Raw genomic sequence first — 21,077 nt, 5'->3', positions numbered from 1 at the left:
ACGTGAAACATCCAAACCCCCTACCCGACCGAAAAACGCCGAACCACTCCCACGTAAATTATTTCGTCACACTGACTTAAATACACCAAAGCGGCTGATCATTACAATCAGCCGCTTAAGTTCGATATTTTCGTCTCCGGAGCCGAGTCCGACCCACGGACTAAATATCCAAGAAACGAACATCCTTCGCGTTACGCGTAATGAAGCTGCGGCGGGCGATGACGTCGTCACCCATGAGGACCGAGAAAATCTCGTCCGCCTTAGCCGCATCCTCCAACTGAACCTGACGAAGAATACGGATCGAGGGATCCATCGTCGTCTCCCACAGCTCCTTGGGGTTCATCTCGCCCAAACCCTTGTACCGCTGGATGCCGTCGTCTTTGTTGATCTTCCGGCCTTGCTCCAGGCCTTCCGCCAACAGTTCATCACGTTCGGCGTCGGAATAGGCGAAGCCGGGAGCACCTTTGCCCCACTTCAGCTTGTACAGCGGTGGCTGCGCCAGATAAACGTGGCCCTCTTCCACCAGCGGACGCATAAACCGGAAAAGCAAGGTCAACAGCAGGGTTGCGATGTGCGAACCGTCAACATCAGCATCGGCCATCAGGATGATCTTGTGATAGCGCAGTTTCTTGATGTCGAACTCGTCGTGAATTCCGGTGCCCAACGCGGTAATAATCGCCTGAACCTCGTTGTTCTTCAGCACACGATCCAGGCGTGCCTTCTCCACGTTCAGGATCTTTCCGCGGAGAGGAAGAATGGCTTGGTACATCGAATCACGGCCAGACTTCGCCGAACCACCAGCGGAGTCACCCTCCACGATGTAGAGCTCAGACAGCGTCGGGTCTTTGGATCGGCAATCAGCTAACTTACCTGGTAAACCGCCCAGGTCCGTTGCGGACTTACGACGGACCAAGTCACGGGCTTTGCGGGCCGCCACGCGCGCCTGCGACGACGACACCGCTTTGTTGACAATAATCTTCGCTTCGGCCGGGTTTGATTCAAACCAGTGGCTGACGTTCTCAAAGACCTGCTTCTGGACGAAGCTCTTGACCTCGGTGTTTCCCAGTTTCGTCTTCGTCTGGCCCTCGAACTGCGGGTCGGCCACCCGAACAGAAATAACAGCGGCGAGACCTTCGCGGCAATCGTCGCCACTCAAGTTAGGTTCTTTGTCCTTGAGTAGCTTGTGCTCGCGCGCGTACCTGTTCATTAACGACGTCAGCGCTGCGCGGAAACCTTCCTCGTGGGTTCCGCCTTCAATGGTGTTAATCGTGTTAGCGAAGGTGTGGACGCTTTGGGCGTAGCCAGAGTTCCACTGCAACGCAACCTCGACCTCGTGCTCGTCACCCTTGGCGTCGAACGTGATGATCGTCGGGTGTATCGCGGTCTTGGTCTTGTTGATGGAGGCAACGTAGTCCTTTAACCCGTCCGGGTAATGGAACGTCTCCGTCCGCTCTTTGGGCTTCTTGGCTTTTTGCTCAGCATCGGCAGCCGCTTCCTCAGCGGATTTCGCCGCAGCTGCTTCCTCGACAGTGTCGTCGGCATCCTCGGGCGTCTCGGTCGCCTGGCTACGCTTGTCGGTCAGCGTGATGTAGAGGCCCTTATTAAGGAAGGCCATCTCCTGCAGGCGCCGAGCGATTGTCTCGAACTTAAACTCTGTTGTTTCGAAAACGTCCGGATCCGGCCAGAATCGGATCGTCGTCCCTGTTCCGCGGGCTTTTTTGCCTTGGACTAGTTCGTCAGGAATCGCGTCGGTGAAGTTCTGGTACCAGCGGTAGCCATCACGTTTGATTTCCGCTTCAACCCGGGTGGACAGGGCATTGACGACGGAAATACCGACGCCGTGCAGACCACCAGACACAGCGTACGAGTCGTTGTCGAACTTACCGCCGGCGTGGAGCTGCGTCATGACCACTTGGACGGTGGGTGCTCCCGAGGGATGCATCGAAACGGGGATGCCACGTCCGTCATCGACAACTTCGATGCCCCCATCTTTCATAATGGTGACATCGACATGCGTGGCGTACCCGGCCATGGCTTCATCGACGGAGTTATCGACGACCTCCCACACGAGGTGGTGTAGGCCTCTTTCTCCGGTCGAGCCGATGTACATTCCGGGTCGCTTGCGGACGGCTTCGAGCCCCTCGAGAATGGTGATCGATGAGGCGTCGTAGTCGTGCCTTGTGTTATTTTCGGCAGCATTTTCGGCCACGATGTAGCAGCGCTCCTTTACTTTTCACAGTTGCCCACCATCATACCCGGTATCCCCCCTCAGTTGAACGCCTACCGGGCGTGTAGGGCCCGTATGACGCGATTTTCGGGCTCATATGTCGCGGGGACTATTCCGGAAGTCCCTTACAAGTGGGATTTCCCGCGCGTGTGTCCCACTATCCATAGGTATCGCGTGGTCCCCGACCCTTGACATGTAGCGGTCCATGCCGCCACGACGGTGGCCGCGGACCAAAGATTTTCACCGCAGTTATGACGTCGGGACCCACGTAGTGTGCAATTCTGCTCAGCAATTCTGTCTGTAAATATCGCAGTTCAGAGGCCTTGGCGGTGGAATCACACTCAAGAAACAGTGTCGTGTCTTTGATCATCCTTATCCTGGAGTGCTCCCCTAAGTAATCACCTGCGACCGTCGACCAGTTAGCAGTAATCCACCCGTGGGAAATTTTTTCCGTCCACCCGCGCCGCACGACTTCCCGATTGACAATGCTGCCCAAAGATTCGTACCGACGAGTATTTTTCCGACGGTGACCATCCGGCCCCGTCGGATACACCCGAGATGTGCGCGAAAACTCACGGAAAACCGACGTTGCGCTGGTAGTTTTCGCTCGTGATAAGCCCTGAGATTTCTTCGGATTCTTGTCCTTATCGACTTTCTTGCCGACGTTTCCTTCGCCGGATTTATCGGTGGTCTTGTTGTTTACACCGTCTTTGTTGGAAGCACCGTTTGTGCGAGAAACGCCGTTTTTACGGGTCGCACTGTCCTGGGCAGCGTTATGTCCTGTCGGTGTAGTGGACTGGAGGACTTTCCGCATGTTGGGAGGCATGGGCACGCGACCGTGCGAGTAAACGCGGGCAAGCGCTTCGGCGACGGGATCATTCATGAGCGTCGCCTCCTTCGTCGTTCGTCTTCGTCACTCCACTGTCAGCGGAATCATGAGTGATCCGGGACGATCGGATGTCTGAATCCTCAACCGTCGACGCTTCCACTGTCAGAACGCGAATGTCACTATTCACCAGGTCCTGCGGCAAATCATCCCCCACGGCCGCGGTAACCAACGTTTGCTCAGCATCCTTAGCAACACTGGCCAGCGCGCGTCGTCGGGCAGCATCTAACTCCGCGAAAACATCGTCGAGAATAAGAATGGGGTCCGTACCCTGCTCACGCTGCCATTCAAAGGAAGCCAAGCGCAGTGCCAGCGCAAATGACCAAGATTCGCCGTGACTGGCATAACCTCGCGCCGGCTGGGTCCCCAACAACAATTCGACGTCATCGCGGTGAGGACCACACGTGCTTGTCCCCCGCTGAATATCAGTATCACGCCGGCGAGCCAGCTCCGATAACAACACTGCTTCAATGACAGGTGTTGCTCCTGCGACATCATTGGCGACGGTCTCCGGCGTGATCCCGGCCTCAACGAGGGCCTTGTCGACGGTGGACCGGTAGGTGATCTGGGCAGGTCGAGATTCTGGCGCCAGACGCTGGTACGCGTTTTTTATGTAGGGCGAGAGCACGTGTGCCAAGACAATCCGCTGCGCCATGACATGTGCGCCGGCCGCTGCCAGGTGCGAATCCCATGTATCCAGTGTGTCCAGGGCGGAATCGGAGTCATTTCCTCCGCCATATCCTTGTCGGAGGGGTCTCGAGGCCCGTTTGAGCAGCGTATTGCGTTGGCGAAGGATCTTATCGTAGTCGGAACGGGTGCCTGCCCAGCGGGGAAAACGCCCGATGAGGAGATCGTCAAGAAAACGCCGCCGGTGTTCGGGTTCACCACGTACTAGGGCTAAATCTTCTGGTGAAAAAAGAACAGTTTTGACAATTCCAATCAGCTGACGTGGGCTTTTACAGGGAGCGCGGTTTATTTGGGCTTTATTCGATCCACGTGCCTTGATAAGCATATGGGCGGTCAGTTCCCGGCCACTATTGATGGCCGTTGCAGACACCGTCGTGTATTCGTGTCTCTCGCGAACCAGCGGAGCATCCGTCGATACGCGGTGCGAACCCAGGTGGGCGACATAATCAAGCGCTTCCACCACGTTGGTCTTTCCATGACCATTCGGCCCTGAAAACACAGTAATTCCCGGGCCGAGCTGAAGATCCAACTCTGGCCACGACCGGAAATTACGTAATTGCAGCGCACGGATATACACAGGTGGGATGCCTCGTGGGGATGGGAACAGCGTCGAACAAAAATATGTTTTTAGCCCGGTAGCCGGACTGGCATCAGGAGGTATGTGAAGTATGTCGATGGTGTCGGGAATTGGCCATCACTGTCCTGCTCGGGCATGGTTTCTGGCTCTGGGATCAAGATCGCCGGGCGGGAGGGTTGAGTAAACCCAAACACCACATTCTTTGTATCGATCGAGGCCAAGCCCTCTTTCAGATAATTCGCGTTGAACGCGATAAGAAGTGGCTCGCCGGCAAATTGAGCGGGCAGGGTCTCCTCCGCGGTTCCTGCCTCCGAACCGCCAGCAGACAAAATGAGCTGATCTTCTGAAAACTCCAGTTTGACCTGGGCATTTCGTTCAGCGACCAGGCTGACGCGTCGGATAGCGTCCAATAATGGCGCTATTTCCACGATCGCCATGGATGAGTGGCTCTTCGGTAACAACGGCCGGAACTTGGGGAAGTCGGCGTCGATCAATCGTGTTGTTGTTTGCCGATTCTCCGACACAATGCCCAAAAGTCCATCTTTGCCGACGTCCTGGGCAGCGCCCATAGCGAGCTGGATCGGATCGTTCAGGCGAGTATCGAGGGTACGGGCAGAATCGGCCAAGGTACGTGCCGGGATAAGGATCTCCGCGTCGACGTCGGGTGACGACGGTTCCCAGGTGAACTCACGAACGGCTAAACGGAATCGGTCGGTCGCAGCGAGAACGACATTATCCCCTTTAACTTCCATTTTTATGCCCGTGAGCATAGGCATGGAGTCATCTTTGCCCGCTGCCGACGCAACCTGACCAATGGCAGCAGTGAAAACATGCGGATCAATATGCCCGGTCTCCTCCGGTAATGACGGGAGTTCCGGATAATCCTCAATGGTCATGGCAGGTAATTCGAAGTTCGATTGCCCGCATGTCACATGAACTTTGGTGCCGTCGACGGAGATAGCGACATCTTTGTGTGGAAGTGACCCAATAATGTCATTCGCTAATTTACCGGCGACGAGGACCTGCCCTGGTTCAAGAACCTCGGCTGAAATTCGCACGCGAGTGGAAACTTCGTAGTCGAATCCGGCAAGGAGCAAGCCCTCGTCGTCGGCGGTCATCATGACACCGCGAAGAATCGGCTGAGTTGGTTTGCTCGCTAAACTACGCGCTACCCAGCTGAGGGCTACGGATAAGTCATCTTTCGCTACCCGAAAAGAAACACCATTGGCTTCCATTGTTACTCCGTGTTCATTGAGTCAGTCGTGGTTGTGATCGTTGTCGTCATCGTGGAGTGATGCACGTTTGGATGTTACCTACTCCTGGTGACAAACCCGAGTCACTTTTTGTTATTTCAGCCCGCAATTGATTCTTCATGTCAGTAGCGAATCTGCTGTTAAGTACTCTCGGCGTAGGGCTGTAAATGTGCTTTGGTCTGGGTTATCCCCACACAAGGCCGGGCCCTATTTCTTTAACTCATTTCCCTGAAAGAAAAAGCGATAGTAGCAGTAGGGGTTGTGGAAACAGTGGATAACCAGGATTGTCGCTTGTCATTGTCGATATTGGGTTGTGGATAAATTGGGGATAATGCTGTGGATAAATTGGGGTGGTCTGTGGATAACCGGGGTGGGGATCATTTTATTCACAATCGCGGGTTAGTTATCCCCTGTTATATCCACCGTTTTGGGGCAGTTATCCACAGGAGCATGTGCCAAAAATTTGTGGCCACCGACCTTATTTTAGCAACAGTGCTACAAAGTGAGTTGTGACCGAAATCATGGAATAACAAAGTTGTAATTACACAGGTGTGGATAACATTGTGGATAAGACGAAATTTCGACAAACGCGCAGGTCAGCGTGCCAAGTTATCCACAACAGGCCTAAAACACCAGGAAGCTACCGAGCCTGATCTTTGATGCGCGCGGTGATTTCTTGGATGGCCTCATTCGTCGAGCGCTTCTCGCTCATTTCTTTCCGAATCTTGCGCTCGGCATACATCGCAGTGGTGTGGTCACGTCCACCGAACTTGTTGCCCACCTTGGGCAGCGATAGGTCCGTCAACTCCCTACACAGGTACATCGCGACCTGCCGCGCGTGGGCAATGGGCCGCGCTTTACCAGGACCGGTCAGGTCAGCCGTCGTCAAGTTAAAGTATTCCGCAGTCACGGAGATGATCGTCGGTGCCGTAATCTCTACTACCTCAGGGGCGACCAGGTCTTGAAGTTGATCGCGGGCCATCTCGAGGGTGACGGGGGTGTGCTGGATCGATGAGACAATGAGCACCTTATTCAGCGCGCCCTCTAGCTCACGCACCGATTCGGCCTTCTGTTCCGCGATAAACGACAACACTTCGCTGGGGACCTGCGCGTTTTCCCGCTCCGCTTTGAGTCGCAGGATGGCAATGCGCGTTTCCAGGTCAGGCTTCTGAATGTCCTGCGTGAACCCCCACTGGAAGCGGGTCCGGAGCCGAGGTTCTAGCTCCGTCAGCTCCTTGGGCGACCGATCCGAGCACAGGACAATCTGCTTTTGTGCCCCATGGAGGGCATTGAAGTTGTGGAAGAACTCAATCTGAGTCTCGGGTTTACCGGCCAGGAATTGGATATCGTCCACCAGCAGGATGTCGAAGCTCCGGTACTTCCGTTTGAAGTCCTCACCTCGGTTGTTGCGGATCGAGTTGATCCACTCATTCGTGTATTCCTCGATCGACACATACCGGACACGCAGATTGGGCCGCAGTTCAAGAGCTCGATGCCCGATGGCGTGAAGAATGTGAGTCTTCCCCAGCCCCGATCCACCCCAAATAAAGAGTGGATTATAGGCCTGAGCTGGGTTTTCTGCCACGGCGATGGCTGCAGCCCGGACTACTCGGTTCCCCTCACCAGCGACGAGATTATCGAAGGTGTAGTTCTCGTTTAACCATGATCGCTCGGAGTCAGGTTTTTGTTCTTGCCGACGCTGGGGTCGCGCATTGTTGATGTACCCCTCGTTCCACGGCTGCGGGGCTGTTTCCGCAGGTGTGTCATAGGAATTGCCGACGTGGGCGTCTCCGCTGTTGGAGTAAGCGGGTTCGGTGGGGGTGGCGTCGGGATAGGTGGATGGACGCTCCTCCTGTGGGGAGCTATCGGGGTACTGAAGAACGTAGGGATCGTCCTCATATGAGGTGGGCCGGGGCATCTCACGCGACGGTTGCGTGTTCTCTTGTGCGACGTTTTCGCTGGGTGTGCCGGTTTTGGGGCCCGTGTTGAGTTGTGAAAAATCGCGGTACGACTCCGCAGGGCGAGTTTCCGTGGGACGAGACTGCGTGAGGCGTGGTTGTGCGGGAGGTGTTTCCGCACGAGGCGGCTCTGTGCGATGTGGTTCTGCAGAGGAATCGTCGGTTTCCGTAGCAGCAGAGTTAATCGAGATAGCCAGTTTTATTGGCTCACCAATAGCTGCGGTGAGTTCGGCGGAGATGATATCGCCGAGTTTGCGCTCGAAGACGCTTTTGGCCGTTCGGTTAGGGGTGGAGATAACGGCAACACCGCCGATAAGGCCGACGGGGGCAGCTTGCTTTAACCAGGCCTTATCTTGAGGAGTAATTCGCGTTTCAGGCGCTTGACCTGGGATATCCTCGCGTGGATTCATGGCCATCAGCTGTGCGACAACGTTATTCCACGTGTTGAAAAAGTCCTCGCTCGCCTGTCCAAATTGGTGAGGGCTGCCCCCAAGGTCCATCGGTCATCCTTTGTGTTGCTGTTGTCGTATTGCTGCTGTGTTGTGCACGGGTACCCGTAGCGAACGTGGAAAACACCGGCGTTCGTGGTCATGTGTGTTTGAGCTTTACACCGTAATGCGGGGTATCGCTCATGAAAAATGACATTGTGGCGGTCTCTAGTGTGGGTTGATGGTCAGATTTTGTTACTAAATTGGGCAGAGCATAATTCCACATTTGTAATTTACGTTCTCCCCAGAGATTCGCTTACTTGTGAATAAGCTGTGAATAACATAATACAGACGTCAGAAGCGTTTTCCACAATGTTATCCACAACCTGGGGATAAACAGGGCTTGAGTTTATCCCCAGGGTGTCTTGAACCTGTGGATTAATCGTGTTGGGGAAGATTTGGCCGTGACCTGGGGAAATTAACCTCAAGTAAAGGTTGAGGTCACAGATGTGGACAACTTATCCACACCCCCTGTGGAATGTGGAGGGACACGCGATGCGACCTGGACTTTCTATTCTGACAGGTTTATTCACAGGCTCATTGATGTGTCTTTAACCACTGTGGAGTTTTTGTGGAGTTTATAGATGAATTACAACCGTGCAATTTAGGGGTAAAGTGAACACACCGATCGCTGATTTGTGACCCGTGTGGTAAAACCCGTAGTCTTATAAGGTCATTCGTAATAGATCCGTGATGCCTGCGCTTTTCGGTGGCGTCCGATCTTTCACGAGCATGGCAATACACAGCGATTCTGGCTTTGGCTCCATGCTGTTGCCGTCGAAAAGCTGCTCGACCCGTGTTCGTCGCATGGGAAGTACTAGCGGGTCTGGAAGTACCGCGTAGTAATCGAGATGTCCTAGCGGATTTCTGTATTGCCGTTGAAATAATCTGTTACATGGCAAGCTCTCGGGATGTCGGTACAAGGTTGGTGCAACCTGCTACGGCATCGCCGGGTGTAGCGAGCCCGAGTGTATTGAGGAGTTGAGTACCGTGGCCAAAGGCAAGCGGACTTTTCAGCCGAACAACCGCCGTCGTTCTCGTGTTCACGGCTTCCGTAGCCGCATGAGCACGCGGGCCGGTCGTGCCATTGTGTCGGCACGTCGTCGTAAAGGACGTAAGTCGCTGACGGCGTAAGTGCGTAGCTCTACGTACTTCCCCAGCTGGTTGTAAGGCTGGTGTCGTTTTGCGAACGTGGTGGAGTTTCCTCGGTTCTCGGCAAATGTCGTCCGGGGAAGCTCCACTTTTGTCTATACATGTCTATGTACGTCTATGTATGAGGCCATCTGTGTAGGGCGATCCGTTTGGATGGGCTTATCCATTTCGTAGCGACAGAATCCACTTTTGGGGCAAATCCCCACTTGGCCTAGTAGAGGATGTGAATCACGTGTTCCCGGCATCGCAACGGTTGCGTCACAGGTCGGATTTTCGTGCGGCCATTCGAGGCGCCACGTCGGGTAGCAAGCTGGTCGTGGTTCACGTCGTTATTCGCTCTAGTGATCCTGCCACGGCTGATCTCATCAATGGTCCGCGCGTTGGTGTCGTGTGCTCGAAAAGTGTGGGGAATTCGGTTGTTCGGCACACAGTGGCACGGCATCTGCGCCACGTCGCTAAAAATCTGGTGGACGATCTTCCGCGGAATGTGGATTTAGTTATTCGAGCTCGTCCGGCCGCTGCAAACGCTTCGCACTCTGCTTTAGCCGAAGCAGTGACATACTGTACTAATAAGGCTTACGGTAAAGCGCGACGCCGGGAAGCTAAGAAGGCAAAAGCTAAGAAGTCAGAAAGCTGAGACGGCTGGAATTCGAGAACGATCGCGCACACCAGCATGATCAATCATGAACAATGCCGCCGACGTTAATAACCTCACATGGTAGACAGGCACGGGATGCAGATGTTTCACGTGAAACATTCGGAACTGCCACCTCAGGGCAGTCGCGTTCGTGGTGCCTCGACGAGTTCAGCTGACCGTCATCCTTCTCCTCCTCCACTCCACAACGACCGTGGCGTGGGCTCGATAGACCAGCGTGACATTGGCTCGACAGACCAGGATAAAGATAGCCGTGAGCATCGTCGTCGGCAATCGTGGGCTGAAAAAGCGATACTCTTTTACCAATATGGAATAAGCCCGCTAAAACCTGGACCCTCGTGTCGATTTGAGCCTACGTGTAGCAATTACGCTCTGACGGCCATCCGCAGGTACGGTGTTGTACGAGGTGTGCTCATGGCCGCGGTTCGATTGTCGAAATGTGGACCATGGCATCCAGGTGGGTGGGATCCTGTTCCCCCGCGACGAACACCTCGTGAACGTGTACACGATGCGCACGGGCACGATGACAGAAACCATCGTGAGGGCACAACCGATACTGCTGGTGGGCGACACAGCCGCCAGTGACTTGGTATGGAGTGCAATCATGGCGATGTCCACGGAACAGTCACGGCCCCACAGTCCCAAAACGTAAACGATTAGGAGCGACGCACCCCCGTGCTTAACTTCATCTACTACCCCGTGTCCTGGGTCATGCTGGCCTGGTACAAATTCTTCGGATTATTCCTTAATCCGGATTCCGGCGTGACATGGGCGTTGTCCATTATCTTCCTGGTCTTCACCATCCGCATTTTCTTGTTCAAGCCGATGGCGAACCAAATGCGGTCGGGTCGGAAGATGCAGGAACTGCAGCCGAAAATGCAGGAAATTCGGGCTAAATATAAGAACGACCAGCAGACTCAAGCTATTGAGATGCGCAAGCTCCAAAAGGAGATGGGCGTCAATCCCTTGGCTTCGTGTCTACCGGCTCTGGTTCAGATGCCGATCTTTATTTCGCTGTACCACGTACTCCGGTCCTTCAACCGAACGGGTACCGGCCACGGCGAACTAGGAATGACCGTCGAACAGACCCGCAACACTCCTAACTACGGGTTTGGTGCCACCGAGGTGCAGTCCTTCCTCGACGCTCGGCTGTTCGGTGCTCCCCTGTCGGCCTACATTCGGATGCCGGAAAAAGCGTTCGACGCGTTCTCCGCGAGCGGAAGCGTTGATTTCACGCGGACTAACATTCTCGTGGTGGCCATCCCGCTGATGATTATTTCTGCGTTGGCTACACACTTCAACGCCCGGAATATGGTGCGGAGGAATAAGGCGCGCCAGGCGGCCGATCCGAAGAAGAATGCTCAGAACCCGCAGATGGCTATGCAAGCCAACATGATGAACAACATGATGCTGTGGCTGTTCCCGGCCATGATTCTGATCACCGGTATGTTCTGGCAGATCGGACTGTTGACCTACATGCTGGCCAATAACGTCTGGACCCTGGGCCAGCAAATTGTACTCTTCAACAAGATGGACCGCGAAGAAGAAGAGGAAAAGAAGGCAAAGGCCGAAGCTCAGCGGGCCACTGCACCGAAGGTTGGCCAGAAGCCGAAGAATAATAAGAAAAAGGGCGGCAAGAAGAAGAAATAACAACCGCACCGGGCGTCGCGCGAAGGGACGCTATGTGCCGTGAGGCGTGAAGGAGGGCTTGCCGGCCCTCCTTTTTTCATGTGGTGGGGAGGTTAATGCGGCGGCTTACTTCACGTAGCAGCGTGCTTCACGTAGTGGTGTGCTTCAATTATCGACGCCGTCGTCGGCGTGTCATGTGAACTCTCGGACACGTGATTATGGGGGTTGAAAACGCCCTTACCCCTACCGCACTCCCCTTTCGGCGCGCATAATTGAGGCATGAACGAAGGCCCTGTGAACAATACCGACCGTGCTGCAGAGTCAGCTGCTGATTACATCGAAGAGCTTTTAGACGCCGCCGATCTCGATGGCGATATTGACTATGGAGTCACTCAAGGTCGACCATTTGTGGAACTTCCGGGCGGCGATTGCGCGCAACTTATTGGCCGGCATGGCGAGGGCATCGATGCTTTGCAGATGTTGACGCGATTGGCAGTTCGCGCTTCAGGGTTTAAGGACGTTCCGGGGGTTGTTCTCGATATCGACGGTTATCGCGATGCTCAGCGTCAGGGTCTTTTCGCCGAGGCAGAAGAAGCGTTAGATCGAGTGCGTGAAACGGGCGAGCCCGTGGTCCTCCGGCCGATGAATCCGTTTGAGCGCGCTGCTGTGCATAGCCGGGTGGCGGAAGAGGAAGGCTTTACCTCTGAGAGTGCCGGGCTACCGCCGATGCGCTCTGTCGTGGTTTCACGTGAAACATCTGACGGCGCTGTACGCTAGCATCGGTGAGCGATTAGATCCGATCCAGAAGCAGAGTACTGAACAGCAAAGCACCCAGTAGCAAGGTAGTAACAACAGGTAATGACTGACCGACACAATGTTTCACGTGAAACATCCATCGAGCACGGTGGCGACGATCGCGCTCGGGGTATGAGCGATGTTCCGGATGCCGATAACGCTCAGGGCGTAGATAACGATCCCCGCGCCAATGAAGCCCCGGCCACTCCCCCGGAGGCGGCGACTGTTTTTGGTGATCGCCTCTCTCTCGCCGTTGCCTACCACGAGTCGTTACGCAGCGACGCGACCGTCCGCGGACTCATCGGACCTCGCGAAGCACCACGTCTGTGGGAACGCCACATTCTCAACTGCGCTGTGATTGGCGAACTGATGCACCGCGATTCGCGCGTCGTCGACATCGGAAGCGGCGCCGGGCTTCCGGGCATTCCCCTCGCCATCGCGCGGCCAGACTTAGACATCACGCTTATTGAGCCACAGCTACGACGCGTGAATTACCTTAAGGAAATCGTCGGCAAGCTTGAATTGGATAATGTGTCAGTGGTTCGTGGCCGTGCCGAAGAAAAGACGATCAAGCGACAGAATCGCGGGGCCGACTACGTGACGAGCAGAGCAGTCGCGCCACTGGGGAAACTCATGGGATGGTCGCTGCCATTGACCAGGCAGCATGGCTTGGTGTTGGCGATGAAGGGTGCAAGCGCTCACGAAGAGATCGAGCGAGACCAGAGGGCTATCAGCTCAGCCGGGGGCGGAAAATGTTCAGTCGTCGAGGCGGGGGCAGGCGTCTTGCCCGAGGCAACCATCGTCGTGCGTTGCGAACGTCGCTGATACTCGGCATGAGCCGCCGATTGCTCGACCAGGAACGCTAGTTTGTTCCCGCGAATCCGGCTAGGATAAGCCAGGTTACGAAAACGGCGGACAGCCACACGGAAGTTGTACAACACGGACACAAAGGACGGGAACATGGGCAGGGTTTCGTCGGACGGGTATGACTATGACGACGACAACAGCATAGAAGAACAAGCCCGACGGGCCGCGCGGTTTCAATCAGGGACGATGAAGCCCCTTCCACGACCTCGCCATACGCGGAAAATTGCGTTGGCGAACCAGAAAGGTGGCGTCGGGAAGACCACGTCGACTGTTAATTTAGCGTGGGCACTGTCGCTGCGGGGTCAAAAAGTGCTGGTGGTGGACCTTGATCCACAGGGAAATGCGTCCACAGCCCTCAGTGCCGAGCACCGGGCGGAAGGTACTCCATCCACCTATGAAGTCATTATTGGGGAAATTGAGCCGAAGGATGCCGTTCAAGCTCACCCGTCGAACCCCAATATGTTCACTATTCCGGCCACCATTGATCTCGCCGGTGCGGAAATGGAACTGGCTAACGGGTACAACCGTGAGTATCGCGTAGCGCAAATGCTCGGTGACGAGGGTATCGACGATATGGGGTTTGATTACATCTTCATTGACTGTCCCCCATCATTGGGCCTTCTGACGATTAACGGGCTGACCGGCGCGAATGAAATTATCATTCCGATTCAGTGCGAGTTTTACGCTCTTGAGGGCGTGACGCAGCTGACCGAAAACGTCCGCCTGATTCGTGAGGCTCTCAACCCGAATCTCGATATCACCGGTGTGTTGCTGACCATGTACGACAGCCGAACGAATCTCTCGCATGATGTGGAGAACGATGTCCGCGAGTCGTTCGGGTCGCTGGTGTTTGATCGTGTTATCCCCCGGAATGTTCGCGTGTCTGAAGCGCCGAGCTACGGGCAGACCGTGATCGAGCACGATGCGGGCTCCCCTGGGTCGGCGGCGTATATGGCTGCTGTCGAGGAGCTTGCCCGTCGAGAGCCGGAGTCCCCATTGCAAAACGCGGACCCCCGCCGTGGCCGTCATACTGCGTAACACTCGGCGCCGGAGATTCGGAGTTTGGAACTCGGTGCCCGAAATTCGCGGGTGTCACGTCGGGAAGAATCGATGAGCGTGGTTCCACAATGTTTCACGTGAAACATTCGGGTTGCACTCGGATCGGGCCGTACACGTTCCGCAGAGTTTCCCTACGACGATGAAAAACTGACTAGGCTACGGGGCACAATGTAATTGGGCCACTAGACGCCTGTAACCCTCACTATTTAATAATTTCCTCATAATCGACGATCGATCGACGAACCTGCACTCGGTGGTCCCCCGGATCCCGGCGCAGATTCTCCACAACGATAAGGATGAACGTCATGGCAGAAGCCAAACGCAAGAGTGGCCTCGGTAAAGGACTCGCCTCCTTGATCCCCACGGGACCGGCAAAACCACAGATTGGCAACGACGCAGCCGACGTCATCTTTGGAGCGAACCGAGGTAGCAACAGCGCTCCGGAACCGTCCTGGTACTCCCTGACGAAAAGCCCGCGTCGTGGTCAGAATGTGGACCGCTCAGCCGACGACACGAAATCAGATAGCGTTTCGTCATCGGAGGATGCAAATGCTCAGACAAGTAGTAGCGGGAAGAGCGGTAAGAGTGCCGATAATAAGGGCGCGGCTACGGCAGACACCCACCATGGACGAACGAAAGCAGGGCTGCCGAAAAACCGGTCGAGTTTAGGACAGCGTGCAGCGGCGGAGAGAAAAGAAGCCGCACGCGATAGGAACCGGACCGCATCGTCGACTGCTAAAAAGGCAAAGGCTCAGGGAGCTTCTGATTCAGCATCAGCCGCCCAAGCTGAACAGCAGAGTGAAAATACACCGCAGGAACCGCTCATTAGCGACGAGGCCGCAACATATCGCGAGCTCCCGATCAACGCGATCATCAGGAACGAAAAAAATCCGCGCCAGGACTTCGACCAAGAAGCACTGCGTGAATTAGCCCATTCGATCCGTGAGTTCGGTCTCCTCCAGCCCATCGTCGTGCGTCAGGCGTCGGAACCTGGAAAATTTGAACTCATCATGGGCGAACGCCGCCTGCGTGCCGCCCAACTAGCAGATCTAGAAGCTATCCCCTCTATCGTTCGCGAAGCCGACGATGACACCATGTTGAGGGATGCGCTTCTGGAAAATATCCACCGTGTGCAGCTCAACCCCTTGGAGGAAGGTGCGGCCTACCAGCAGCTACTCGAGGAATTTGGCGTCACCCAGGCAGAGTTAGCCACTCGACTCGGTCGTTCCCGGCCAGTTATCTCAAACACCATTCGTCTTCTCCAACTTCCGCTACCCGTGCAACGTCGAGTAGCTGCAGGAGTGTTGTCCGCGGGGCATGCTCGCGCTCTCATGGGAGTAACGCAGGGTCCTGATGCTCAAATCAAGCTCGCTGAACGCATTGTGGCGGAAGGCCTGTCGGTGCGTGCGACAGAAGAAGCTGTCACCCTTATCAACCGAGGAGAAAACGAACCAAAGAAGAAGGAGCCACGTGCTCCCCGCCCACAGCCCGAAAAAATGACTCACTGGGCAGACACGTTCGGCGATTACTTGGATACCAACGTGAAAGTGCAGATGGGGGCTAAGAAAGGCAAGATTGTTGTCGAGTTCGCGGGTATGGAGGACTTCGACCGCATTATCGCAATGCTAAAGGCCCAGGAACCCAGCAATGGGGTAGATAGTGGCCCGCACTCCCCTAGTGGACATCACGATGCTTCTCGTACGGAGGAAGAACGCCACTAGACCCATGCGAATAGTTGTACACCCGCTCACCCTTGACACCCTGGGGGACCTTGCCGGGACAGCCGCGACCAACACTTTTTGGACAACCCAGCCTGGCGCGCAAAATCACGATGACACCGCGTCGCAGTCCTCAGGACCAGCTGGTCAACCGAAAAACGTGGATTCCGGGAACCCTCGGCTGGATAAAGAATTGTGGATGCACAACACCCTCACCACGTGGGGGCCCTGCGCCTTCACCGCGTACGTGACGTCCGGAGCAAACGCGGACTTAGCGGTCCCTGCTGCCACCGTGGTCTTCGCACCACCGGCCAGCCTTCCCGGGCGCCTAGCTTTCCCAACAGGGCCAGTCAGCGATGACGCAGTGCTCATTTCTACAGTGCATGTTCCACCGCCCTACCAGGGACTCTTCTTAGAACACCGACTTATCGACGCTGCCGTCGACGAATTATCCCGCCGCGGAGTACGAGCCGTGGAATGCTTTGCCGTTCGCCCAACCGCGTCACCAGCCGATAAGGCGACCAGTCCACTTATTCCCCGACATGCTCCGATCTTGTGTTCCGACGTGCTGGAAGAGCGGGGTTTTGAGGTCGCTGCCGACGATCCGGCTTTCCCGCGATATCGCATGGAACTCCCCGACACGGGAAACCTTTTCGCGGCTGTTGAAGAGAGTCTGTGGGAAGCGACTGTCACCATGGGATTCCGGATCAAAGTCGGCATGGGAGCCCACTAGCACAGTCACAGAGTTGAGTAGATGGAGTTGGACGCCCATTGAGGCTTCGGCTTCACGTACCTCCCCATACCCAAAAGATAAGGACCACGATTGAAGGTAAGTACTAAAAACCGAAACTAAATGACACCGCTTTTGTATTACGATATCTGCATGCCTGTCCGTCTCACTGATGACCAATTAGCCACTTACGTCGCCGAGGCGAAAGACGGTTACAACGTCGATAGACTCATAACTCGTGGTCGCAGCTACCCTGGCCAAGGCATCCGACCCACCCACGTCGTAACGGTGCATCTGACGGCTGCGGAGTTAGCCGCACTCGATCAGCTCGCCGACCGACTTGAAATGAACCGCTCTGAGGCCATTCGGTACGCCATTACCCATTCAAATCCCGATGCATGAGGTAATGCTCTCGGCGACTAAGCAGGGGGTTCGATCCTCACGCCCGTTTCCTTGAAACCGTCGTGGTTGTCGCGAATGACGGGGAACGAGTCATTCACCAATGTCATAAAGATTTGACCTACCCGTGGGAACGTTACGAAGTATTGAAAACAGTTGGAACCAGCACGCGGAAAAGGATGGTTACTATGACCTACACCGCTAATATCACCCGCGAGGGAAGAACTGGCTAGCCACCGTAACCAACCTCGATGGGGTCTCCACGGGGGCTCCTAATTTCAGGCAACTCGATTTTTACGTCCGTGAGGCTATCGAGCTGGCCGAGGGCCTGCCTGACGGTACTGAAGACAAACTAGAAATTACCTGGCATATGACAGACGGGTGTCACCGCCCATTTACGTCACCGTGGCTAAAAGGTTAGCGCTGCGTCGTTAACCCTGTGATTCGAGTTCGAGTAGTTCGGAAAATGTAAAGGTCCCCGTCGGCTGATCATCATTATCAGCAAGGTACAACCGCTTCACCGCGATCAACATGGCCTCTGTGATGACATCACGGTAGTTCGGATCTACTAGCACAGCAGTATCGTGTGGATTGGAAAGATAACCCAAAACGATTTCCACCGTCGGCATGGACGTGAGGCGCAATACATCCCACGTACGAGCATGGTTACGACAATTCTGTAGCGGCGTCCGGGCTACAATTTCTCGCTGAATATAGCCCGACAATAACTCGCCGGTAATCGACGAATGGCCGCGCGGTGAGCCGAAATAAAACGACGCACAGCCCTCCGCACGCTCATTGTGATACCAATCACATCGCAGGCTGATGACTAGATCCGCACCGAAAGCATTAGCAATGTCGGCCCGCTCCGAATCAGTCGAATTAGCCTGGCGCGGGCGCGAAATAATCGTCTCGATACCCGTCGCGACCATGCGACCCTCTAGCCGCGTCGCGATGTCCCACAAAATCTCTTCTTCGGTCAGCTCACCATAAGGGCCACGCACAACATGACCAGGCGTGGAAAGCCCCAGCCCCGGATCAATCACAATGCGCTTACCCGACAACTGCGGACCTGCAGCACGGACGGTCTCACGCTCCTGGATTGCAGCCCGCGAGCCACCCGTAATGCTCCGCCCCAGGTAAGACAGCGCCTTCAATGTGTCCGGTCCACAGACACCGTCGACAGTAAGCCCATAATCACGCTGATAATTTTTCAGTGCGCTATACGTGTCATGGGAAAACTGTCCATCAATCTGGGAGGAATAGAAACCAAGTTCCTGCAGGTGAGATTGCAGCTGGGCAACATCATCACCCTGCATCGGCGATGATGGGTCATACAGCAGAACGCGAGCCCCCAGCGAATAGGTAGCCTCGCGCAAGAGGCGAAGGGTGTGGTCGTTGATGACCCCGTCGGCAAGAACTCCTCGCTGCTGCTGAAATGCTCGCAACGCCGATTGGAGTTCATAGTCGAAGTCATCGTCACCATCAGCCCACTGGTCGGTGCTGGTGTGCTCCGACACCGGGTGCTTAAGAAGACCAACCTTCGTGAGGATCGTGCGAACCTCCGCGACGCGAGGGCTCTTATCCCCCACTTGCAGGTTTTCCTCCACGATCGTCTCAGCCCCTTTAACCCAATTTCTGCCGTTAGAACAATGTCCGTGAGTCAGTCTATCAGTGAACAGTGTTGTGTTAGTGAATAGAGTTAAAGAAGTTTCTCGAGTGCGGTCGTGATGTGAGATTTGGGCTGTGCCCCATGGATTTCTTCAACTTTCTTGCCATCCTTGAACAGCAGCATCGTAGGGATGGACATGACCTGGAACATGGATGCCAAGGGTGCATTCTCGTCGACATTCACCTTGGCGATCACAGCTTTGCCGTCGTACTCGTCGGCGATTTCTTCCAGGACGGGATTCATTTTCCGACATGGACCACACCAGGTTGCCCAGAAATCGACGAGAACAGGCTTGTCGGAGTCCACGACGGTGGAACGGAACGAGTCCGTGGTGACGTTTACTGGGGAAGTCATGGGAGTGTGAAATCCTTTCCGGCTGGAGTTAATTCTGACTGGAAATATTGGTGTAGCTACACGCTGCGTGACGCATGATGACCCATCAAGAAGCGAGAGCTATCACCACGCGTCGATGCGAGGGTTCTCTATGTGACCCTCTATTGACGTAGAACGCGGGATGCAGGTTTTCTATTCACTATCCCGCATATGTCGTGGTCCTAAGGGTGGGGTGAGGGTCCGCAGTCATCTTATCCGCGCAGGTCAACGAGATAATGTTCGACATCGAGCGCAGCGCGACAACCCGATCCCGCAGCAGTAATAGCCTGCTGGTAGTGGCTATCGACGACGTCGCCGGCGGCGAACACGCCCGGAATCGACGTCCGTGTGGAGGGCTCCTGGACCAGGATGTATCCCTTATCGTCCGTGTCGATTACATCGCGAACCATCTCAGAACGAGGATCGTGGCCGATAGCCACAAACAGAGCTGACGCAGTTAGCGTGCGCTGTTCACCCGTCTGTGTGTCTTCGAGAATGAGGTGGTCGACGGGACCGTCGCCGCACACTTCGGTGACGACGGCGTTCATCTCGAAATTAATCTTCGGATTGTCCTTCGCGCGCTGAACCATGATGTTTGAGGCGCGGAATTCGCCACGTCGGTGAACGATGGTGACCGAGGAACCAAACTTGGTGAGGAAGTCTGCCTCCTCCATGGCGGAGTCCCCTCCCCCGACGACAACGATGGGTTTGTCTTTGAAGAAGAAGCCGTCGCAGGTGGCGCAGGCGGACACACCAAGACCCAGGTGCTCTTGTTCACCCTTGACGCCAAGGTAGCGAGGGGCTGCACCCGTCGCGATAATGACTGCCCGCGCTTGGTATTCCTCCCCCTCGGACCGGACGATCTTGATGTCGCCGGTCAGATCCATGCTCTCGACCATGTCTTGTTTGAGTTCGGCACCGAAGCGCTCGGCCTGCTGGCGCATCTCCTCCATGAGTGATGGGCCCATAATTCCATCGTGGAAGCCTGGATAATTTTCGACCTCGGTGGTCTGCATGAGTAGACCACCGTATTCGATGCCTTCGAACACAAGGGGCTTGAGATTTGCCCGAGCAGCATAAATGGCTGCGGTGTAGCCGGCAGGGCCAGATCCGACAATGATGACATCGTGAACACTCATGCGAGCAATGCTACATGGCATGTCAAAGCCTAACCTGTCCTCTCCCCGTGACTCAGGGTCGAGCGGAAGAGGACGCTCGATTCCCCGTGAGAACACGTGTGCTCTACGACGACAATGCGCAATGGCGCACCAAGGATGAGCAGCTGAGATTCGGTGCGGGGCGATGCTGGCTGGGTAGTTTCGACGGGAGCGGCCCCGAGTACCGGTGAATGAGCCATGTTGATCGTGGACAAACATTGCGCGACGGGAACATCAAGATTGCTGAGGTCTGTTGACCCCGTAAAAGCTTTCTTCGCCGCCGCTTGTTGCTCGCTTGTCATAGCGATCAAGTCCACGTTCGACCGCTTGGTGCTGGGTGGTTGCGAGCGCGGAATCGCCGCGGTGTCCGAGTGATTCGCGCCCGGGTGGGCTGAATTCGAGTTAGGCGTGGATGTTTTTCCGAACAGGCCTGGAATGAAGAACGACGATCCCACGCCACCCACGATCAGCGCCACTACTGCAGCCATTCGCCACCAGGAGTATCGAGTGGGGAAAGGAATCACCTCACCCGATCCGTCAGACGCTGGAGCGATGTTGGAAGAATCCTCGCCCAGCTCGTCGTCGGAAGACAGTAAATGGGAGACCAAAAAGTCCAGGTCATCGTCGGAAAGATCAGAGACAGTAGGTGGAAGGGGTGGCCAAGCCGAAGGCTCCGGCTCATGAGAAAACGTAGGCATGACACACTCCAGTGGTTTCAACAGGTGGGCGGTTAGTGAATTAGACGCGCAATCGGGCTGCAGGTTCCTCGCAGGTCAGCGTGGGTTTTGGGAGGCTG

19 protein-coding genes are annotated in these 21,077 nt (G+C 55.4%); 10 read left to right on the top strand and 9 right to left on the bottom strand.

Annotated elements, in window-relative coordinates; translation table 11 throughout:
* Positions 1 to 160: 160 nt before the first annotated feature.
* The 5 genes from gyrB to dnaA form a co-directional block, all read right to left on the bottom strand.
* Positions 161 to 2,209: a DNA topoisomerase (ATP-hydrolyzing) subunit B gene (gyrB, locus tag KCQ76_RS06015; RefSeq protein WP_046203507.1), complete on the bottom strand. Its 2,049-nt coding sequence runs from the start codon at positions 2,207 to 2,209 to the stop codon at positions 161 to 163.
* Positions 2,210 to 2,384: 175 nt separating this feature from the next.
* Positions 2,385 to 3,110, bottom strand: coding sequence for a DciA family protein (locus KCQ76_RS06010; protein ID WP_052722438.1), 726 nt, complete (start codon positions 3,108 to 3,110; stop codon positions 2,385 to 2,387).
* Entirely contained in the window at positions 3,103 to 4,377 is a 1,275-nt protein-coding gene (gene recF, locus KCQ76_RS06005) for a DNA replication/repair protein RecF (protein WP_046203506.1), read from the bottom strand. Before recF ends, KCQ76_RS06010 begins: the two co-directional genes overlap by 8 nt.
* A 50-nt stretch (positions 4,378 to 4,427) precedes the next feature.
* Positions 4,428 to 5,612, bottom strand: a complete 1,185-nt coding sequence (gene dnaN, locus KCQ76_RS06000; protein ID WP_046203505.1) for a DNA polymerase III subunit beta — start codon at positions 5,610 to 5,612, stop codon at positions 4,428 to 4,430.
* A 658-nt stretch (positions 5,613 to 6,270) separates the two neighbouring features.
* Positions 6,271 to 8,088, bottom strand: coding sequence for a chromosomal replication initiator protein DnaA (dnaA, locus tag KCQ76_RS05995; RefSeq protein WP_052722439.1), 1,818 nt, complete (start codon positions 8,086 to 8,088; stop codon positions 6,271 to 6,273).
* 978 nt (positions 8,089 to 9,066) lie between these two features.
* On the opposite strand from dnaA, the gene rpmH reads away from it, so the two are divergent.
* The 10 genes from rpmH (at position 9,067) to KCQ76_RS05945 (ending at position 17,083) form a co-directional block, all read left to right on the top strand.
* Positions 9,067 to 9,210 (top strand): 50S ribosomal protein L34, encoded by a 144-nt coding sequence (gene rpmH, locus KCQ76_RS05990; RefSeq protein ID WP_012732704.1) that lies wholly within the window; start codon positions 9,067 to 9,069, stop codon positions 9,208 to 9,210.
* Between the two features lie 250 nt (positions 9,211 to 9,460).
* Entirely contained in the window at positions 9,461 to 9,865 is a 405-nt protein-coding gene (rnpA, locus tag KCQ76_RS05985) for a ribonuclease P protein component (RefSeq protein WP_046203504.1), read from the top strand.
* A gap of 309 nt (positions 9,866 to 10,174) precedes the next feature.
* On the top strand, positions 10,175 to 10,468 hold the full coding sequence (gene yidD, locus KCQ76_RS10835) for a membrane protein insertion efficiency factor YidD (protein ID WP_231725461.1): 294 nt from the start codon (positions 10,175 to 10,177) through the stop codon (positions 10,466 to 10,468).
* A 90-nt stretch (positions 10,469 to 10,558) separates the two neighbouring features.
* The gene (gene yidC / locus KCQ76_RS05975) at positions 10,559 to 11,533 is read left to right on the top strand and encodes a membrane protein insertase YidC (RefSeq protein WP_046203502.1); all 975 of its coding nucleotides are present in this window, start codon (positions 10,559 to 10,561) and stop codon (positions 11,531 to 11,533) included.
* Positions 11,534 to 11,791: 258 nt separating this feature from the next.
* On the top strand, positions 11,792 to 12,289 hold the full coding sequence (locus KCQ76_RS05970) for a Jag family protein (RefSeq protein WP_046203501.1): 498 nt from the start codon (positions 11,792 to 11,794) through the stop codon (positions 12,287 to 12,289).
* Positions 12,290 to 12,439: 150 nt separating this feature from the next.
* Positions 12,440 to 13,132, top strand: a complete 693-nt coding sequence (rsmG, locus tag KCQ76_RS05965) for a 16S rRNA (guanine(527)-N(7))-methyltransferase RsmG (RefSeq protein WP_373369120.1) — start codon at positions 12,440 to 12,442, stop codon at positions 13,130 to 13,132.
* Between the two features lie 135 nt (positions 13,133 to 13,267).
* Entirely contained in the window at positions 13,268 to 14,212 is a 945-nt protein-coding gene (locus KCQ76_RS05960; protein ID WP_046203499.1) for a ParA family protein, read from the top strand.
* 326 nt (positions 14,213 to 14,538) lie between these two features.
* Entirely contained in the window at positions 14,539 to 15,954 is a 1,416-nt protein-coding gene (locus KCQ76_RS05955) for a ParB/RepB/Spo0J family partition protein (protein ID WP_373369116.1), read from the top strand.
* A 4-nt stretch (positions 15,955 to 15,958) separates the two neighbouring features.
* Entirely contained in the window at positions 15,959 to 16,684 is a 726-nt protein-coding gene (locus KCQ76_RS05950; RefSeq protein ID WP_052722440.1) for a hypothetical protein, read from the top strand.
* Between the two features lie 150 nt (positions 16,685 to 16,834).
* Complete coding sequence (locus KCQ76_RS05945; RefSeq protein ID WP_046203519.1) at positions 16,835 to 17,083, top strand: ribbon-helix-helix domain-containing protein; 249 nt, start codon at positions 16,835 to 16,837, stop codon at positions 17,081 to 17,083.
* A gap of 428 nt (positions 17,084 to 17,511) precedes the next feature.
* Here KCQ76_RS05945 and KCQ76_RS05940 read toward each other — a convergent pair whose 3' ends face one another.
* The 4 genes from KCQ76_RS05940 to KCQ76_RS05925 all read right to left on the bottom strand — a co-directional run bounded on the left by KCQ76_RS05940 (position 17,512) and on the right by KCQ76_RS05925 (position 20,979).
* Positions 17,512 to 18,690 (bottom strand): N-acetylmuramoyl-L-alanine amidase, encoded by a 1,179-nt coding sequence (locus KCQ76_RS05940; protein WP_046203498.1) that lies wholly within the window; start codon positions 18,688 to 18,690, stop codon positions 17,512 to 17,514.
* 92 nt (positions 18,691 to 18,782) lie between these two features.
* Complete coding sequence (trxA, locus tag KCQ76_RS05935; protein ID WP_046203497.1) at positions 18,783 to 19,106, bottom strand: thioredoxin; 324 nt, start codon at positions 19,104 to 19,106, stop codon at positions 18,783 to 18,785.
* Positions 19,107 to 19,336: 230 nt separating this feature from the next.
* A complete protein-coding gene (trxB, locus tag KCQ76_RS05930) occupies positions 19,337 to 20,263 on the bottom strand; it encodes a thioredoxin-disulfide reductase (protein ID WP_041628958.1) in 927 nt (308 codons plus the stop codon).
* Between the two features lie 29 nt (positions 20,264 to 20,292).
* Positions 20,293 to 20,979, bottom strand: coding sequence for a hypothetical protein (locus KCQ76_RS05925; protein WP_046203496.1), 687 nt, complete (start codon positions 20,977 to 20,979; stop codon positions 20,293 to 20,295).
* Positions 20,980 to 21,077: the final 98 nt, after the last annotated feature.

The organism is Corynebacterium parakroppenstedtii, assembly GCF_019754935.1.
GTDB classification, from domain to species: domain Bacteria; phylum Actinomycetota; class Actinomycetes; order Mycobacteriales; family Mycobacteriaceae; genus Corynebacterium; species Corynebacterium parakroppenstedtii.
This window is presented reverse-complemented; position numbering and strand designations above follow the sequence as displayed.